This window comes from Altererythrobacter sp. C41, assembly GCF_016803135.1.
In the GTDB taxonomy this organism is placed as follows: domain Bacteria; phylum Pseudomonadota; class Alphaproteobacteria; order Sphingomonadales; family Sphingomonadaceae; genus Pelagerythrobacter.
Map to the genome: position 1 here is coordinate 101,672 of NZ_JAEVFE010000005.1, position 17,126 is coordinate 118,797.

Below are 17,126 nucleotides of genomic sequence, written 5' to 3' on the forward strand. Positions count from 1 at the left end.
CCCATGGCGGCGCTATGGCCGCAGCGGTGGAGGGAGAGAGTCAATTGCCGGGCGCAACGCTATCCCGGATCGGCAAGAGCTTTGGCGCAGTCACGCTGTTCGACGGCCTGGACCTGTCGGTCGGTGACGGCGAGTTCGTCGTGCTCGTCGGCCCTTCCGGCTGCGGCAAGTCGACGCTGCTCCGGCTGATCGCAGGGCTCGACGGGCCGGACAGCGGCGAGATCCGCATCGGCGCGCGGCGCGTCGATCGCTTGCCGCCGGGCGAGCGCAGCGTCGCCATGGTGTTCCAGTCCTATGCGCTCTATCCGCAGATGACGGTCGCGCAGAACATCGCCTTTCCGCTGCGCATGGCGGGGCGGCCGAAGCGCGAGCTGGACGAAAGCGTCCAGCGGACCTGCGAGCTTCTGGGGCTTGCCGAGCTGATGGATCGGCGGCCAGCCGAGCTGTCGGGCGGGCAGCGGCAGCGCGTCGCCATCGGCCGCGCGATCGTGCGTCAGCCCGACCTGTTCCTGTTCGACGAGCCCCTGTCGAACCTCGACGCCAATCTGCGCGCGCAGATGCGGCGCGAGTTCGCGGAGCTGCACGCGCGGCTGGGCGCCACGACGATCTACGTCACCCACGACCAGGCCGAGGCGATGGCGCTGGCCGACCGGATCGTGCTGATGCGCGACGGGCGGATCGAACAGCAGGGCACGCCCGAGGACCTCTATTGCCGCCCGGCAACGCTCTTCGCCGCAGAATTCTTCGGCCAGCCGCCGATCAACCGCTTGCCCGGTCGCATTGTCCGCGCCGATGCGCGAGGGACCGAAATCACGGTCGGTGACGGTGAGCGGATCGTGCTCGGGCCGCTTACCGGCGCAGGCCCTGTGCAGGACGATGTGGTGGTGGCGATCAGGCCCGAGGCACTGACGGCACGGCCGAATGGCGGCACGATCGCGCTCGCCCCGCGCGCGGTCGCGTTCGTCGAATGGTTCGGCGGGGAGCGCCACGCGCGCCTTGGGGACGGCGATACTGCGCTGGTCTGGCGCACCACCGGCGATCACCCGATTGCCGCAGGGGAGAGCATTGCGCTGCATGTCGCGCCCGAGAAGGTGCACGTCTTCGACGGCGAGGGACGAGCGGTTCCGCATGCCGCATTGCCGAATTTGTGAAAACGGTTACATTGACGCGGGAGAGGGAAGGCATGGTCACGATTCGGGATGTTGCGCGGGAAGCCGGCGTTTCGATCGCCACCGTGTCCCGCGCGCTCAACGGGCACAGCAACGTCACCAAAGCGACCCGGGAGGCGATCGAGGCCGCGGCCAAGGCGCTCAACTTCGTGCCCCACAGCGGCGCGCGCAGCCTGACCAATCGCCAGACCGATACCATCGGCGTAATCCTGCCCGACCTGTTCGGCGAGTTCTTCTCCGAAGTCATCCGCGGGATCGACAAGATCGCCCACGGTGCGGGCAAGCACCTGCTGCTCGGCAACATGCACGGCAGCTCGCACGAGACGACCAACGCGATCCGCTCGATGCGGGGGCGGGTCGACGGGTTGCTGCTGATGCCGCCCGACTCCACCGCCGAGCTGCTGTCGGACCACCTCGACGTCAACATGCCGACCGTCCTGCTCAACGCGCAGGCGGACGGCAGCGACGTGCCCTTCGTCGCGGTCGACAACTATCACGGCGCACGGACGATCACCGAGCATCTGATCGCGCGCGGGCGCAGGCGGATCGTCCATATCTCGGGGCCCAAGCACAACCGCGATGCGCGCGAGCGCCTGCGAGGCTTCACGGACGCGATGCGGGATGGTCTGGGTGAGAGGGCCCCGGTAATCCTGCCCGGCGATTTCACGGAGAGCGCGGGCCTGGAAGCAGCCCGCCTGCTGCTCGCCGGACAAGTGCCCGCCGATGCGGTGTTCGCGTCCAACGACGTGATGGCGGTCGGCCTCATGTCGGTGCTCGAGGAGGCCGGCGTCGCGGTCGGCGTGGACACACTCGTCGCCGGCTTCGACGACATCCCGCTCGCGCGCCATGTGAGCCCGAAGCTGACCACGATGCAGTCGAACATGGCGCAGCTCGGCTCGACAGCGGCGATGCTGCTGCTGCGGATGCTGCGCGGGGAAGAGCTCGGCCGGGAGCATGGCGTCGTCCTTTCACCCCAGTTGGCCGCGCGCGGATCGACCGGAGCAGAATCGCACGACGGCGCGACCATTGCGGGCGCGCCCGCCGACGTGGCCTGATGACGAGCGCCCTCTCGCGGCGCGCGGTTCTCGCGGCGGGGCTTGCAGGATCCGCCGCGTTCGCGCTGGGGGGCTGCCGCAGCGAGGGCGGACTGACCTTCTGGGCCATCGGCAACGAGGCGGCCGCCCTCCCCGCCTTCCTTCCCGACCTCGGCCTCGGCGGGGTCGAGGTGCAACCCCTGCCGTGGTCCGGAGCACATCAGAAGCTGCTGACCGGGTACGTCGGCCAGTCGCTGCCCGACCTGGCGCAAGTCGGCAATAGCTGGTTGGCCGAGCTCGCGGCACTGGGCGCAATCGATCCGGTGCCAGCCGACCTCGACCTCGCCGAAGACCAGTTCGGCGCGGTGCTCGCAAGCAACCGCATCGGCGGCCGGCTGATGGCGGCGCCATGGTATGTCGATACGCGCGTCCAGTTCTACCGCACGGATCTGTTCGCCCGGGCGGGCTACGGCTCGCCGCCGCTGGATTGGGACGAATGGAAGGCGGCGCTTCACCGCATTCGCGCCCAACGCGGGAGCGAGACCTACGGCGTACTCCTGCCGCTCGAAGAGTTCGAACACCTGCAGACGCTGGCGCTGTCCGCCGGCGCGACGTTCCTGCGGGAAAATCGCACGCGCGGCGCTTTCTCCGCGCCCGAGTTCGTCGAGGGCCTCGCCTTCTACAAGTCGTTGTTCGACGAGGGGCTGGCGCCGATCGTCACCGGCGCGCAGATCGCCAACCGCTGGGTAGAGTTCGCCCGCGGTTGGTTCGCGGTCTATCCGGCGGGCCCGTGGATGATCGAGGAGATGCGCAGGCGCCTGCCGGCCGCAATGCAGGACCTGTGGAGCACTGCGCCGCATCCGGGCCCCGGCGGCGCCGGTGCCGCCGCACCGGGGGGATCGAGCCTCGTCGTATTCAGCCGCGGTGAGCGCAAGCCGGAAGCCTGGGATGCCGTGCGCCGCCTGCTCGAGCCCGGAGCGCAGCTTGCGCTGCACCGGACGACCGGCGACCTGCCGGCACGGCGCTCGGTCTGGCGCGAGGCCGAGCTTGCGGGCGACCGCGTGATTTCGCCGTTCGCGCGCCAGCTCGAGCTCGCCCGTCCGCTGCCCAAGGTTCCCGAGTGGGAGCGCGTCGTTACCGCCATGCAGGTCGTCGCCGATCGTATGGTGCGCGGCGAATACACCGTACGCGGCGCGGCTGCCGAAATGGACCGGAGGGTCGACGAGATCCTCACCAAGCGTCGCTGGATGATGGGAAAGGGGCGTCTTCCATGAGCGGCGCCGGAATCAGGGCGGAGCGGCGAGCCGGGTGGCTGTTCAGCGCCCCGGCGCTGCTCGCAATCGCGCTGTTCTTCATCCTGCCGACGATCGCTTCGCTCGCATTGAGCCTGACCGATTTCGACATCTATGCGCTTGCCGACATTCGCAACCTGCGCTTCGTCGGCTTCGACAACTACGCCGCCTTGCTTGCCGATCCGCTGTTCTGGGCTGCGCTCCACAACACGCTTTGGTTCGTCTTGCTCGGTGTTCCCCTGGTGGTGGTCGTTTCGCTCGGCGCGGCGATCCTGGTCAACGAGCGCATGGTCGCCTGGCGGCCGGTGTGGCGGGTGGCGTTTTTCGCACCCTACGTCGCGACGCTCGTGGCGGCAGCGATGGTGTGGAAATATCTGCTCCACACGCGCTACGGCCTCGTGAACTACGCGCTTGGCGCCCTGGGACTGCCGAGGGTCGACTGGCTCGGCGATCCGCGCTGGGCGATCCCGGCGATCACGCTGTTCGTCGTCTGGAAGAGCTTCGGCTATGCCATGCTGATCTTCCTCGCCGCACTCCAGACCGTGCCGCGCGAACTGGACGAGGCGGCGCGGATCGACGGCGCAGGATGGTGGGCCCGGCTGCGCCATGTCACGCTGCCCGCCATCGCCCCCGCGACCGGCCTCGTCGCGATCCTCACGATAATCGCCATGTTCCAGCTCTTCGCCGAGCCTTACGTGATGACCGAGGGCGGCCCCGCGCAATCGACGATCACCGTGCTCTATCTGATGTTCGAGGAAGGCTTCCAGTGGTGGAACCTCGGGACCGGCGCGGCGGTCGCGGTCGTGCTGTTCGCATGTATCCTCGCCGCGGCGGTTCTGCCGGCGCTCGCGATGCGGCTGCTCGGGGTGCGCAAGGCATGATCGCGCGGCGCGCCCTGACCGCGCTCGCCGCCCTCTTCGCGGCGATCACGCTCGCGCCGCTGTTGTGGATGGTCTCGGTCAGTCTGATGCAGCCGGGGGAAGCCGGTCAGTTCCCGCCGCCGCTGATCCCCGTCGATCCGACACTCGCCAATTATCGGGAGCTGTTCGCCGCGCAGGGCATGGGCGGCTTCCTGCTCAACAGCCTGCTCGTCTCCACTCTAGCGACATTGCTCGCACTGCTGTTCACCCTCCCTGCCGGCTACGCCTTCGCCAAATTGCGATTTCCGGGACAGGCGGCCACCGTGCAAACCCTGCTCGCGCTGCTCTTGATCCCGGGTCAGATCGGCATGCTGCCGCTGTTCCTCGAACTCAAGGCGCTCGGGCTGGTCAACTCATACGCCGGCGTCCTCGTCCCCTGGCTGGCGGGGATCGTCGGGATCTTCCTGGTGCGACAATATGCGCTCTCGATCCCCGACGAACTGCTGGAGGCGGCGCGGATAGACGGCGCGAGCGAGTGGGAGGTGTTCCGCCACGTCGTGTTGCCGATCCTCCGCCCGGCGATCGCGACGCTGGCGCTGTTCGTGTTCCTCGGGAGCTGGAACGACTTCATGTGGCCGCTGATCGTGCTGTCCGATCAGGACCTCTACACCCTGCCCGTCGCCCTCGCCTCGCTGGGGCGCGAGCGCGCGCAGGATATCGAATTGATGATGGCCGGCTCGGTGGTGACCACCGTGCCGGTGCTGCTGCTGTTCCTGGCGCTCCAGCGCCAGTTCATCGGCGAATTGCTTGCCGGGAGTGTCAAAGGATGAATTGGGTTCGCTTGTTGCCGCTGGTCCTCTTGCTGGGGGCCTGCACCGGTCATGCCGTGGCGGCGACACCGCCGCCTCCGATAGAAGCCGGGCAGCACCCGCAGCCGGCGGTCGAGGACAGCGGCTACGTCTATCAGCTTCACCTGCCGCCCGGCGTCGCGACGGCGGACGAGGACGCGCGCTGGCCGCTAATGATCTTCCTCCACGGTTCGGGCGAGCGCGGCAGCGACGTCGCCAAGGTCAAAGTCCACGGCCCGCCCAAGGTCGCCGACCGGCAGAAGGACTTCCCCTTCATTCTGATCTCCCCGCTGCTGCCGGCGGAAGAGGACTGGGACATCGCCAAGCTCGACGCGATCGCCGATCATGTGAGGGAAACGCTGCCGGTCGATCCGGCGCGTGTCTATCTCACCGGCCTCAGCCGCGGCGGCCATGCGACCTGGCGCTGGGCGGCCGCGGAGCCCGACCGCTTCGCCGCCATCGCCCCCGTCGCCGGGCGCGGCGATCCGGCGACCGCCTGCGCGCTGGTCGACACGCCCGTATGGGCCCTCCACGGCGACCGTGACGATGTCGTGACGCCGGAGGGCAGCTTTGCCATGTCGCGCGCGATCCGCGCCTGCGGCGGGCACCAGAGCCGCCTGACGATCTACCCCGATCTCGGCCACAACGCATGGGATCCTGCCTACGACGACCCCGCGCTTTACTTGTGGCTGCTGTCCCATCGCCTCGACGAGCAGGGCCAATGAGCGGCTTTCCCGATGATTTCCTCTGGGGCGCGGCAACCGCCGCCTATCAGGTCGAGGGCTCCCCTCTGGCTGATGGCGCGGGCACCAGCATCTGGCACCGCTTCACTCATGACCCGCGCCTGATGATCGCGACCGGCGACACCGGCGACGTGGCCTGCGACCACTACAATCGCATGGAAAGCGACGTGGAGCTGATGAAGCAACTCGGGTTGCAGGCCTATCGCTTCAGCGTTTCGTGGAGCCGCGTTCTGCCCGAAGGCACCGGCCGGGTGAACGAGGCCGGGCTCGACTTCTACCGCCGTCTCGTCGACCGCCTGCTCGAAGCTGGGATCGAGCCCTTGGCGACCCTCTACCACTGGGACCTGCCGGCCGCGCTCGACGACCGGGGCGGCTGGCTCAACCGCGAGAGCGCGGAATGGTTCGCAGAATATGCCGGCGTCATGTTCCGGGCGCTCGACGGCAAAGTGAAGAAGTGGGCCACGCTCAACGAGCCGTGGGTGGTGGCCGATGGAGGCTACCTCAACGGCGTGCTCGCGCCCGGCCACCGCAGCATCTTCGAATGCGCCATTGTCAGCCGCAACCTGATGCGCGCGCACGGCCGCGCGGTGCAGACCTACCGCGAATGCGGGGCGCACGAGGTCGGGCTGGTCATCAATATCGAGCCCAAATACCCGGCCAGCGACAGCCCCGAGGACCTCGCCGCCACGGCGCGTGCCGATGCTTATATGAACCGCCAGTATTTCGACCCCGCGCTGCTCGGCACCTGCCCGCCGGAGCTGCCGGTGATCTACGGCGAGGCGTGGGAGGACTGGTCGGCCGAGGACCTGGCGCTGTGCTGCCAGCCGGTCGATTTCGTCGGCATCAACTACTACACCCGCAGCGTCGTGCGCGCGTCGGAAACGGCCTGGCCGCTGTTCGCCGAACACGTCGTGCAGGAAGGCGCGCCGCATACCGAGACCGACTGGGAAGTCTTCCCCGAAGCGATGACCCGCACACTGCTCTGGTTCCGCGAACGCTACGGCGACCTGCCGGTCTACATCATGGAGAACGGCGCCGCCTTCTCCGATCCCGCGACCAGCGCCGCCGAGGGCATTCCCGACGACGACCGCTGCCAGTATCTCGCCGAGCACATCGCCGCGGTGCGCGACGCGATCGCGGCAGGGGTGGACATTCGCGGCTACATGGTCTGGTCGCTGTTCGACAATCTCGAGTGGGCGCTCGGCTATGCCAAGCGCTTCGGGATCGTCCATGTCGACTACGAAACGCTCGCGCGCACGCCCAAGCACAGCGCGCGGCTCTACCGTCAGATCATCGCCAGCAACGGCGCCGAACTGGAGCACGCCGCATGAAATACCTCCTCTCCCTCCTCGCGACCGTTCTGCTCGCCGCCTGCGCGCATGTGCCGGCGCAATCCGCCGATAGCGCGCCGATCCGGGCAATGACGTTCAACATCAGGCTCGACGTCGCTTCGGATGGCGAGAACGCCTGGCCGCACCGCAAGGAGATGGTCGAAGCCGTCATCAAGCACGAGAATCCCGACCTGCTCGGCATGCAGGAGGTCCTGCTGCACCAGAAGCAGTATCTCGAAGCCGAACTGACGGATTACACATTCGTGGGCGTCGGGCGCGACGACGGAGCAGAGGCCGGCGAGTTCTCCCCGCTGGGCTGGCGCAACGATCGCTTCGCGGTGGTGGACTCGGGCACGTTCTGGCTCTCGCCAACGCCAGAGGTGGCCGGCAGCAAGGGCTGGGACGCCGCCCTCCCCCGCATCGCCACCTGGGCCGTCCTGCGCGACAGGAGCAGCGGCGAGACGATCCGTGTCCTCAATACCCATTTCGATCACGTCGGCACGGCTGCCCGCGCCAATGCCGCGCTGATGATCGCCGAATGGGTCGCCGACGGCGGGGCGCCCGCGATCGTCATGGGGGACTTCAACGTCAAGCCGGATAGCGAACCTTATCAGGTCCTTGCGGACACCGCGCAGAGCGGCCTTTCCGACACTCGCACGATCAGCGCCCTCCCGCCCTACGGACCGCCCGGCACCTTCACCGGCTTCGACATCATGGCCGCAGCCGAAGCGCCGATCGATCACATCTTCGCAACCGGCGACTTTTCAGTGAACCGTTATGCGGTCGTGACGCAGCACTGGGAGGGCCGCCTGCCCTCCGACCACTACCCGGTGGTCGCCGATATCAAACTGCGGCGGTGAGGTAGAGCGCCGTCATCCCGGCGAAAGCTGGGGTGACGGATTGGCGGGACGGCTGGCGCGTTGGGCAGCCGCCGAACGGCCTACTTGCCCTCGTCCAACCAGCCGCCGGTGAAACCGAGGCGCTCGAGCCCCCGGCGGATGTGCGGGTTCTTGCGCATCGTGCGCCACACCAGGCCGCTGCGGTGGTTTTCCATCATGGCCAGGATCGGACCCTGATCGATGCCGATATGGTCCCGCGCGATCCAGCCGAACTTCGGATCGACCGTGCCGCTGCGGCTGCCCGCGTCGACGAAGGTGTAGCTCGGATTGAACGCGTCCTTGAAGCCGTACTTGGTGTAGAGCTTGCTGCCGTATGCCTCGCGCATGTTCATCAGCGCATCGATTGTCACCTCCGGCGCGAACGGCACCGAGCCGCCGGCCGCGGTGGGCACGATCGTGCCGTCGTCGATCACCCGCTCCGCGCTGACGCCGCGCGCGGCATAGCCGAGGAACTCTCGCGCCTTGCCGTTGACGGCCCGCCCGTTCGCAGCGCCGGTCGGCCCGTCGGATGCCGTCCAGCCCCAGATATCGGCCGAATAGCCGATCCAGTCGTTCGGATTGTCGGCGCCATAGGCGCGCTGGCTCAAGGCCGCGCGGCGGCTGTTCTCGAAGTAGTCGATCCCCTTCCCGCGCATGAATTCGTCGCGGATGCCGCGGAAGTCGACCCAGACGTGACTGTACTGGTGGCCGAACATCGGCTCGAACTGCAGATGCTCGTAGCCGTAGTAAGTGCCCCAGTCCTTCTCCAGGTTCGCCGCCCAGCCGGTGTCCCAGGCCTCCTTGCCGATCGGATGCGTCGGTGATCCGGCGGCGAGGATATAGACCAGCATGCCTTCGTTGTAGCCGACCCAGTCGTGGGTCCCGAAGTCGCCGTCCTCGCCGCGCTCGGGATACCAGCCCATCACGATCGCCTTGCCGCTGCCGCCGTTGGCAGAGGGAATCTCGCTGTTCTCGCGCTGCACGAAGGTCCAGTCGACGCGGCGATAGATTTCCTCCGCGAGGTCGCGGATCTCGGCCTCAACCGCCGTGTCGCGGTCGAAATAGCTCTGCGCGAACAGCACGCCGCCGAGCAGCAGCGAGGTATCGACCGTCGACAGCTCGGTCTTGCCGCGGCGCGTACCGTCCTCGTTGGTGAGGAAGTGGTAGAAGAAGCCCTTGTATCCGGCCTTGCCCGAAACTTCGGGCCCCTGCGGCGCGTTCCAGTAGAATTCCAGGCAGTCGCGGGTGCGCTGCGCCGCTTCCTCGCGCGTGACATAGCCGCGCTCGGCGCCGATGCCATAGGCCGTCAGCGCGAAGCCGGTCGCTGCGATCGAGGAGAACGGGTTGCTCGGCCAGCGATCGGGCGCGAGGCAACGCTCGGTGTCGGTGGTCTCCCAGAAATACTGGAACGTGCGCTGCGAGAGCTGCTCGGCGAACTCCGCCTGCGTGAGCTGAGGCAGCGCCGCAGCGGAATTCCCGCCCGCCGCCGCAGGAGGAGGCGGGGTGGCGGTAGAAGTGCACGCTGCCAACGCCAGAAGCGGCAGCGCAAGCGACCCGAAACGGAAGGACATCATAACTCCCAAGAGTAGGATGGACGCCCGGTCAAGGGAGGAGGAGGGGAATGACCGAGCGCCCGAACAGTGTCGACGATCAGAACGAGAAGCCGGCAGAGAACTTGATCGTGCGGGGCGGCCCGTCTGTGCCGAAACTGCCAAGATTCCGCTCACCCGTCTCGGCATTGAAGCTGTTATAATTTCGATCGTTGAACAAGTTGATCACGTCGGCTCGAACCCAGATTCTGGTATCGTCGGTGACAAACGGCAGATTGAGATACTTAGTGAGCGCGAGATCCATCTGACGATAGCCCCAACGATCACCGTTTCCTTCGGTCTCCACGGCGATCACGTCACGCGACAATGGATCTCCCTCAACCGACACGAAGCTCGTCTGCCACTTCGGTGAGGAGATCTGGAACTTGCCCGCCAGCACCATGTCCATCGGAAGATCAACGGTCCCGGCCATGACCAAGCGGTGCGTACGTACGCCCGCCGAATGCACGAAGGGGTAGTCTTCGATCGACGGGAAATCGAGCGCGAAGACCTCGCCGAACGACCGGTTCTCCTCGGCGTCCGTATAAGTGTAGGTCGCGTCAAGGCTCCAGCGGGACGTCTCGGTGTAGCGCTTGGTCAGCTTCAGATAACCGGTGTTTGCGCGCGTCTCGAGGCCATTATCGCCAATGATGAGGTTACCGAAGGGGGAGGGCGCGAAGCCCCATGGCGATGAAGGATTGCCACTGGGCGGGAAGAAGCTGCCATCCGGACGACGGTTGCCAAGCAGATATACGAAGCCGTCATGGCTATTGACGCGTGTGTAGCCCACTTCGAGGTCGAGCAGGTTGAACCGTCCACGCAAGCCAAGACTGAACTGGTCGGAGTACGGAACCTTCAGATCATTCTTGATGAAGCGCAGTTCGCGCCCCGTGCCAACTGGTACACTATCGATGAGCTGCTGACGCCCCTCCTCGGTCAAATAGATCGGATCCCACGCGATACAGGTAACGCCTGGCGTGCACGGCGAATCCGCATCGGCACCGATGAACTGGAAAGTCCTGCCGGCGAAGAGGCCCTGTGCCAGCTCCTGCTGAATGAAGTCGAACTGCGTACGGTCATACGAACGGCCATAGCCGCCGAAGAGCACGAAGCGACTTTCGTCATCGAGCTCATAAGAAAACCCGAGCCGCGGCTGGAATGCGCCGGTGAATGCCTTCCGTTCATTACCGGTCGAGATGTAGTCGTTGATGTCGTAGTTCGCGTTGTTCAGGTTCGGATAGTTCTCCGGAGACACGGCGGCGACCTGTTCAGGGTCGTGAACGTAATCCAGGAACGCCGGCGTACGCTCATAATCCCAACGCACGCCGAGGTTGAGCGTCAGACGATCGGTGACTTCCCAATCATCCTGAGCGTAGATGCCGAACTGGAAGTTCTTCGAGCTGATCCGCGGATCGGCATCCCCTACGGGCGCGCTGAACTGCAGGCGATAGGGGATCTGGTCGTTAAACGTCAGGCCACTGTCGGTCGGATCGTACGTGACCAGATAGCTGAATACGGGGTTCAGATTGTTACGCTGGTCCGAATTGAGACGAACCCATTTGGCCTTCACGCCGAACTTCAGCGTATGGTTCGAGAAGCCTGTGTAGGTGAAGTCGTTGGAGACCTGCCAGCCCTTCTGCCCCTTGTTCTGGAAGTTGCTGCCGCCTCCGAAGCGCAGGATGTCCCCGCGACGAGTGGTGCCCGGCTCTTCTCCAGGCACTCGCGCAGTGAAGAGAGTCGTATTTCCGATCGTGAAGGGACGCGGGTTCCAGAACACGTCCTCGTAGGCGACCTTGAAGTCATTTACGAAGTTGTCACCGGTGTGCTCCCAGCGAGCCAGCCCGCGCCACTCCCGCACGTTCGTGATGCTCCGCGTATCGTAGGCGGCAATACCTCCATTGTACTGCTCGCCGTACTCGTCGCGGAACTTCACCGATACATCGAATATGTCTCGGCTGGTCGGAGAGAAGGTCAATTTTCCGAAGTAGAGATCTTCGTTGAACTCTTGATTCCGTGCACCGAAGTATCCCTGATATTCTTCGGGAAAGAAGCTGACGGGCAGATCAAGACCGGGAACGGCGTCGCGAGGCTCGACGCGCCGCTTGCCCTCGTAAGTTGCGAAGAAGTGCAGTACGTCCTTGATGATCGGACCGCCCAATGCACCGCCGAACTGCAAGTCCCGACTCTCTACCTTGCCGGGGTTATCACCGAAGATCTCGATCGGCCGCGCGTCACGCAGATCCTGGTTCGTAAAATCGACGAACCCCTGACCTTCGAATTCGTTGGTGCCCGACTTGGTCACGGCCGTGATTGCGACCGAACTGACCTGATCGAACTCGGCCTTGTAGTTGGAGCTGATCACGCGATACTCACCGATGGCGAGCTGCGGGAACGGATTGCCCTGGGTCGAATCCTGGCCGGTGACACCGTTCTTGAGGACATAGTCCTTCTGTCCGACGCCATCGATGAAGACGTTGACGGTACTGCTGTTTTGCGCGCCACCCTGCAGCCGGCTGTCGCCATTGGCTCCGGTGATGAACTGCACACCCGGCGCAAGATCGGCAAAGGCCAGGAAGTTGCGGTTGTTCTGCGGAAGCTGCTCGATCAGTCGCTGGGTGATGTTAACACCGACTTCGCCGCCCTCCATCGTGCGGATGCGATTCGCCGTGACAATGATCTCGCCCCCCTCGCCTGCGTCGGGAAGCTCTTCACCCGTGGCGGTGGGTGCGGCCTGGGGCGCGGACAGGTCGAAATCCAAAACTGCGTTTTGCGCGACGCGCAGCGTGAACTGATCGGTGCTTCGCACTCCGTCAGCGGTAGTGATTTCCAGACGATAGTTGCCGGGCCGCAGCGAGGCAAAAGTGTAGCCGCCCCCCGCATCGACCACGGCGGTGCGACGAATGCCGGTGTCGACCTCGATAGCTGCGACCTGGCTAACCCCCTCAGCACCGGTGATCGTGCCACGCAAAGACGCGTTCACCTGCTGCGCATGCGCCGGTGCGACCATGGCGAGCGACAGCGCGCCGCCGGCAACGCCGAGAGCGAGCGCCGCGGCCAGCTTGCGGGCGAAGCGGGGGTTGGCGCGAACGGTGTGGGATTGGGTATGCGACATGAATTTCTCCCCGTGGTCGGCCGCATTCTCAGCGCGATCCGAAAGGCTTTCACACACGGCCGAACCCCTCGGCGGGGCGCTGCCGAATCAAAACATGAAGGGTCTTGTAACCGGTTTCATATCGCCTGTATAGCCTCCCCCACACACCGATTCCGGTATTCGTTCAGACCCTTCCGCGGTTAAAAAGGCGGACGGGTGCGGGGAGATAGAGATGATCAAGACAGCCCGATTCCTGCTCGCCGGCGCCGCTGCGATGGCGCTCGCCGGGTGCGCAACGGCGCAGGCTCAGCCGGCCGCCCCGACCGCGTCCACAACCGCCGTGCCGATCACACAGGCCGAGCCCGAATGGGCGCGCCCCGATCCCGCGATGGATGCGTTCCTCGACGAACTCATCGCGAAGATGACGCTGCAGGAGAAAGTCGGACAGCTCACCTTGCTGACGAGCGACTGGGAGTCGACCGGCCCCACGATGCGCGAAGGCTACAAGCAGGACATCGCGGCCGGCCGCGTCGGCTCGATCTTCAACGCCTACACCGCCAAGTACACGCGCGAGCTGCAGCAGATGGCGGTCGAGGGGACGCGGCTGGGGATCCCCCTGCTGTTCGGCTATGACGTAATCCACGGACATCGCACGATTTTCCCGATCTCGCTGGGCGAAGCCGCAAGCTGGGACCTCGAGGCGATCGAGAAATCCGCCCGCGTTTCCGCGCAGGAAGCCTCCGCCGAGGGCCTCCACTGGACGTTCTCGCCAATGGTCGACATTGCGCGCGACGCGCGCTGGGGCCGCATTTCCGAAGGTGCGGGCGAGGACGTGTTCCTCGGCAGCGCGATCGCGCGGGCGCGCGTGCGCGGCTATCAGGGCGAGGATCTCGGCGCGGTCGACACCATTCTCGCGACCGCCAAGCACTTCGCCGCCTACGGCGCGGCACAGGCGGGCCGCGACTACCACACGGTCGACATCTCCGAACGCACCCTGCGCGACGTCTATCTGCCGCCGTTCAAGGCCGCGCTCGATGAAGGCGTCGCGACCTTCATGACCTCGTTCAACGAGTACGACGGCGTCCCGGCAAGCGGCAGCAAGTACCTTCTCACCGACGTCCTGCGCCACAAGTGGGGCTTCGACGGCTTCGTCGTAACCGATTACACGTCGATCAACGAGATGGTCCCGCACGGCTATTCCAAGGACCTTGCCCAGGCCGGCGAACAGGCGATCAACGCCGGCGTCGACATGGACATGCAGGGCGCGGTCTACATGGAGAACCTCGCCAAATCGGTCGAGGAAGGCCGTGTCGACATGGCGCGTATCGACCAGGCCGTTCGCAGCATCCTGGAAATGAAGTACCGCCTCGGCCTGTTCGAGGATCCCTACCGCTATTCCGATGAGGCGCGGCAGAAAGCCACGCTCTACAAACCCGAGTTCCTGGAGGCCGCGCGCGACGTGGCGCGCAAGTCCATGGTCCTGCTGAAGAACGAGGGCGGCGTCCTGCCCCTCGCCGCGCAAGCGAAGTCGATCGCGCTGATCGGCCCCCTCGGCGACAGCAAGACCGACATGATCGGCAGTTGGTCGGCGGCAGGCGACCGCCAGACCCGTCCGGTCACCATCCTCGAAGGGCTGCAGGCGCGCGCAGGCGACGGCGTGACCGTCGAGTACGCCAAGGGCGCGAGCTATGCCTTCGAGGACGAAGGCAAGACCGATGGTTTCGCCGAAGCCCTCGCACTGGCCGAGAAGTCCGATGTCATAATCGCCGCCATGGGCGAGCGATGGGACATGACCGGCGAGGCCGCCAGCCGCACCTCGCTCGACCTGCCCGGCAACCAGCGGGCCCTGCTCGAGAAGCTGGTCGCGACCGGCAAGCCGGTGGTGCTGGTCGTGCTGAGCGGGCGGCCAAACACGATCACCTGGGCGGACGAAAACGTGCCGGCGATCCTGCACGCCTGGTATCCGGGCACGCAGGGCGGCCATGCGGTCGCTGACGTACTGTTCGGCGACTATAACCCTTCGGGCAAGCTGCCGGTGACTTTCCCCCGCACGGTCGGCCAGTCGCCGATCCACTACGACATGAAGAACACCGGCCGCCCGATCGAACTCGGCGCACCGGACGCGAAGTACGTCTCGCGCTATCTCAACACGCCCAACGACCCTCTCTATCGCTTCGGTTACGGCCTCAGCTACACGACGTTCGGCTACTCGCCGGTCACGCTCTCGGCCGCCTCGATGGGGCCGGACGGGTCGATCACCGCTAGCGCAACGATCACCAACACGGGCAGCCGCGCCGGTGAGGAAGTCGTGCAGCTCTATGTCCGCGACCTCGTAGGTTCAGTGACGCGGCCGGTGCAGGAGCTCGAGGGCTTCGAGAAGATCATGCTCCAGCCGGGCGAGGCGCGCACGGTCAGCTTCACGCTGCGGCCCGAGGATCTCGCCTTCACCCGTGCCGACATGAGCCACGGGTGGGAGCCGGGCGAGTTCCAGCTCTGGATCGCGCCTTCCTCCGGAGCGAAGGCGAGCACGCCGGTCACCTTCACGATCACGGAGTAGGAACGATGGGTCGATCCCGGATCGCTCTCGCCGCCGCGCTCTGCACGCTGGCGCTGCCCGCCTGCACCACACTGCCCGAGGATGCCCCGCGCCATGCGGCGGCACCTTCGGCGACGCCGCAGGACGAACGGCAGAGGCCGAACATCGTGTTCATCATGTCGGACGATCACGCCTATCAGGCGGTATCCGCCTATGGCGGCGAGATCGGCCGGTTGGCGCCGACCCCGAACATCGACCGAATTGCGCAGAACGGCGCGATCTTCCTCAACAGCTACGTCACGAACTCGCTGTGCGGCCCGAGCCGCGCAACCATGCTGACCGGCCGGTTCAGCCACATGCACGGCTTCACCAAGAACGGTCAGAAGTTCGACAACTCGATGTGGAACTGGCCGCGGGCGCTGGGCCAGCAGGGGTATCAGACCGCGCTGTTCGGCAAGTGGCACCTCAACTATTCGCCCGAAGGCGCAGGCTTCGGCACCTGGAAGGTGCTCGACGATCAGGGCAAGTACTACAACCCCGACATCATCACGCCCGACGGGCGCAGCGTGGTCGAGGGTTATGCGACCGACCTCGTCACCGATTACAGCCTCGAGTGGCTGGAGGAGGAGCGCGATCCCGACAAGCCGTTCGCGATCCTGATCCACCACAAGGCGCCGCACCGCAACTTCATGCCCGCTATCCGGCACCTGCAGAAGTACCTGGGCACCGAATTCCCGGTGCCGACCAATTACTTCGACCATTACGACGGCCGCCCCGCCGCCGCGGCGCAGGAAATGAACATCTACCGGGACATGTACGAGGGCCACGACCTTCACATGACCGAGGCGGCGGGATCGAGCGAACTGCGCTTCGACCGCTGGCCCGACGATTTCGCTCGCATGACGCCTGAGCAGCGCGCCGCGTGGGATGCGCGGCTGCAGGCGAACAACGATGCCATGAACGAAGCTGATCTCCACGGCCGCGACCTCGCGCTGTGGAAGTACCAGCGCTACATGAATCAGTATCTCGCAACCGTCAGCGCCGTGGACGAGAGCGTCGGACGCGTGCTCGACTGGCTGGAACGGACAGGGCTCGATGAGAACACGATCGTCGTCTACACATCCGATCAGGGGTTCTATCTCGGCGAGCACGGCTGGTTCGACAAGCGCTTCATGTACGAGGAGTCGCTGCGCACGCCGCTGGTGATGCAGTACCCGGGCCACATTGCGCCGGGGACACGGGTGCAAGCGCCGGTGCAGAATGTCGATTACGCCCCGACCTTCCTCGACTTCGCCGGGTTGCCGATGCGCGACACGATCCAGGGACGCTCGCTGCGCGAAGTGGTCGACGACGGCGAGGCGCCCGCGGACTGGCGCGAGGACGTCTACTACCACTACTACGAATATCCGGGCTTCCACTCGGTCCGCGCGCACTATGGCGTGCGCACCGACCGCTACAAGCTGATGCGCTTCTACGGCGATATCAACGCGTGGGAGTTCTACGACCTGGAAACCGACCCGGGGGAGATGCACAACCGGATCGACGATCCGTCGATGCAGGGCGTGATCGCCGGGCTCAAGCGCAAGCTGGTGGACCTGCGCACGCAGTACGAGGACACCGACGGTCCTGCGGTCGACGACCCGTTGTCTACGGTCGCGAAGGGCCGACATGATGCAGAGGCGGCAGCGGGGCTGCATCACCACTGACCGCCGGCAACACGCGCCTACGTATGCAAATTGACGGGGTGCGGTTTCC

Annotated in this window: 12 protein-coding genes and 1 pseudogene; 11 read left to right on the plus strand and 2 right to left on the minus strand. The window is 65.8% G+C overall.

Going from position 1 to position 17,126, the window contains the following annotated elements:
* Positions 1-14: 14 nt before the first annotated feature.
* From JNO53_RS15575 to JNO53_RS10705, 9 genes and pseudogenes are all read left to right on the plus strand, one after another.
* A pseudogene (locus JNO53_RS15575) lies at positions 15-515 on the plus strand (ABC transporter ATP-binding protein); the annotation flags it as partial.
* Between the two features lie 147 nt (positions 516-662).
* A complete protein-coding gene (locus JNO53_RS15580; RefSeq protein WP_443111174.1) occupies positions 663-1,151 on the plus strand; it encodes a TOBE domain-containing protein in 489 nt (162 codons plus the stop codon).
* A 32-nt stretch (positions 1,152-1,183) separates the two neighbouring features.
* Positions 1,184-2,224, plus strand: a complete 1,041-nt coding sequence (locus JNO53_RS10675; protein ID WP_203110750.1) for a substrate-binding domain-containing protein — start codon at positions 1,184-1,186, stop codon at positions 2,222-2,224.
* Positions 2,224-3,477 (plus strand): extracellular solute-binding protein, encoded by a 1,254-nt coding sequence (locus tag JNO53_RS10680; protein WP_203110758.1) that lies wholly within the window; start codon positions 2,224-2,226, stop codon positions 3,475-3,477. Before JNO53_RS10675 ends, JNO53_RS10680 begins: the two co-directional genes overlap by 1 nt.
* Entirely contained in the window at positions 3,474-4,376 is a 903-nt protein-coding gene (locus tag JNO53_RS10685) for a carbohydrate ABC transporter permease (protein ID WP_203110760.1), read from the plus strand. Before JNO53_RS10680 ends, JNO53_RS10685 begins: the two co-directional genes overlap by 4 nt.
* Entirely contained in the window at positions 4,373-5,185 is an 813-nt protein-coding gene (locus JNO53_RS10690) for a carbohydrate ABC transporter permease (RefSeq protein WP_238401836.1), read from the plus strand. Before JNO53_RS10685 ends, JNO53_RS10690 begins: the two co-directional genes overlap by 4 nt.
* Complete coding sequence (locus JNO53_RS10695) at positions 5,182-5,928, plus strand: dienelactone hydrolase family protein (protein WP_203110762.1); 747 nt, start codon at positions 5,182-5,184, stop codon at positions 5,926-5,928. Before JNO53_RS10690 ends, JNO53_RS10695 begins: the two co-directional genes overlap by 4 nt.
* Positions 5,925-7,277: a GH1 family beta-glucosidase gene (locus JNO53_RS10700; RefSeq protein WP_203110764.1), complete on the plus strand. Its 1,353-nt coding sequence runs from the start codon at positions 5,925-5,927 to the stop codon at positions 7,275-7,277. Before JNO53_RS10695 ends, JNO53_RS10700 begins: the two co-directional genes overlap by 4 nt.
* The gene (locus JNO53_RS10705; RefSeq protein ID WP_203110766.1) at positions 7,274-8,137 is read left to right on the plus strand and encodes an endonuclease/exonuclease/phosphatase family protein; all 864 of its coding nucleotides are present in this window, start codon (positions 7,274-7,276) and stop codon (positions 8,135-8,137) included. The genes JNO53_RS10700 and JNO53_RS10705 overlap by 4 nt, the downstream gene beginning before the upstream one ends.
* A gap of 80 nt (positions 8,138-8,217) precedes the next feature.
* On the opposite strand, the gene JNO53_RS10710 is transcribed toward JNO53_RS10705, so the two are convergent.
* The gene (locus tag JNO53_RS10710; protein WP_203110768.1) at positions 8,218-9,726 is read right to left on the minus strand and encodes a glucoamylase family protein; all 1,509 of its coding nucleotides are present in this window, start codon (positions 9,724-9,726) and stop codon (positions 8,218-8,220) included.
* A gap of 79 nt (positions 9,727-9,805) precedes the next feature.
* Positions 9,806-12,856 (minus strand): TonB-dependent receptor, encoded by a 3,051-nt coding sequence (locus JNO53_RS10715; RefSeq protein WP_203110770.1) that lies wholly within the window; start codon positions 12,854-12,856, stop codon positions 9,806-9,808.
* A 211-nt stretch (positions 12,857-13,067) separates the two neighbouring features.
* Between JNO53_RS10715 and bglX the strand changes: the two genes are divergently transcribed.
* Together bglX and JNO53_RS10725 are read left to right on the plus strand one after the other, a co-directional pair.
* A complete protein-coding gene (bglX, locus tag JNO53_RS10720; RefSeq protein WP_203110772.1) occupies positions 13,068-15,392 on the plus strand; it encodes a beta-glucosidase BglX in 2,325 nt (774 codons plus the stop codon).
* A 5-nt stretch (positions 15,393-15,397) separates the two neighbouring features.
* Positions 15,398-17,077 carry a sulfatase family protein gene (locus JNO53_RS10725; protein ID WP_203110774.1) on the plus strand — a complete coding sequence of 560 codons (1,680 nt, stop codon included), beginning with the start codon at positions 15,398-15,400 and terminating at the stop codon, positions 17,075-17,077.
* Positions 17,078-17,126 lie beyond the last annotated feature (49 nt).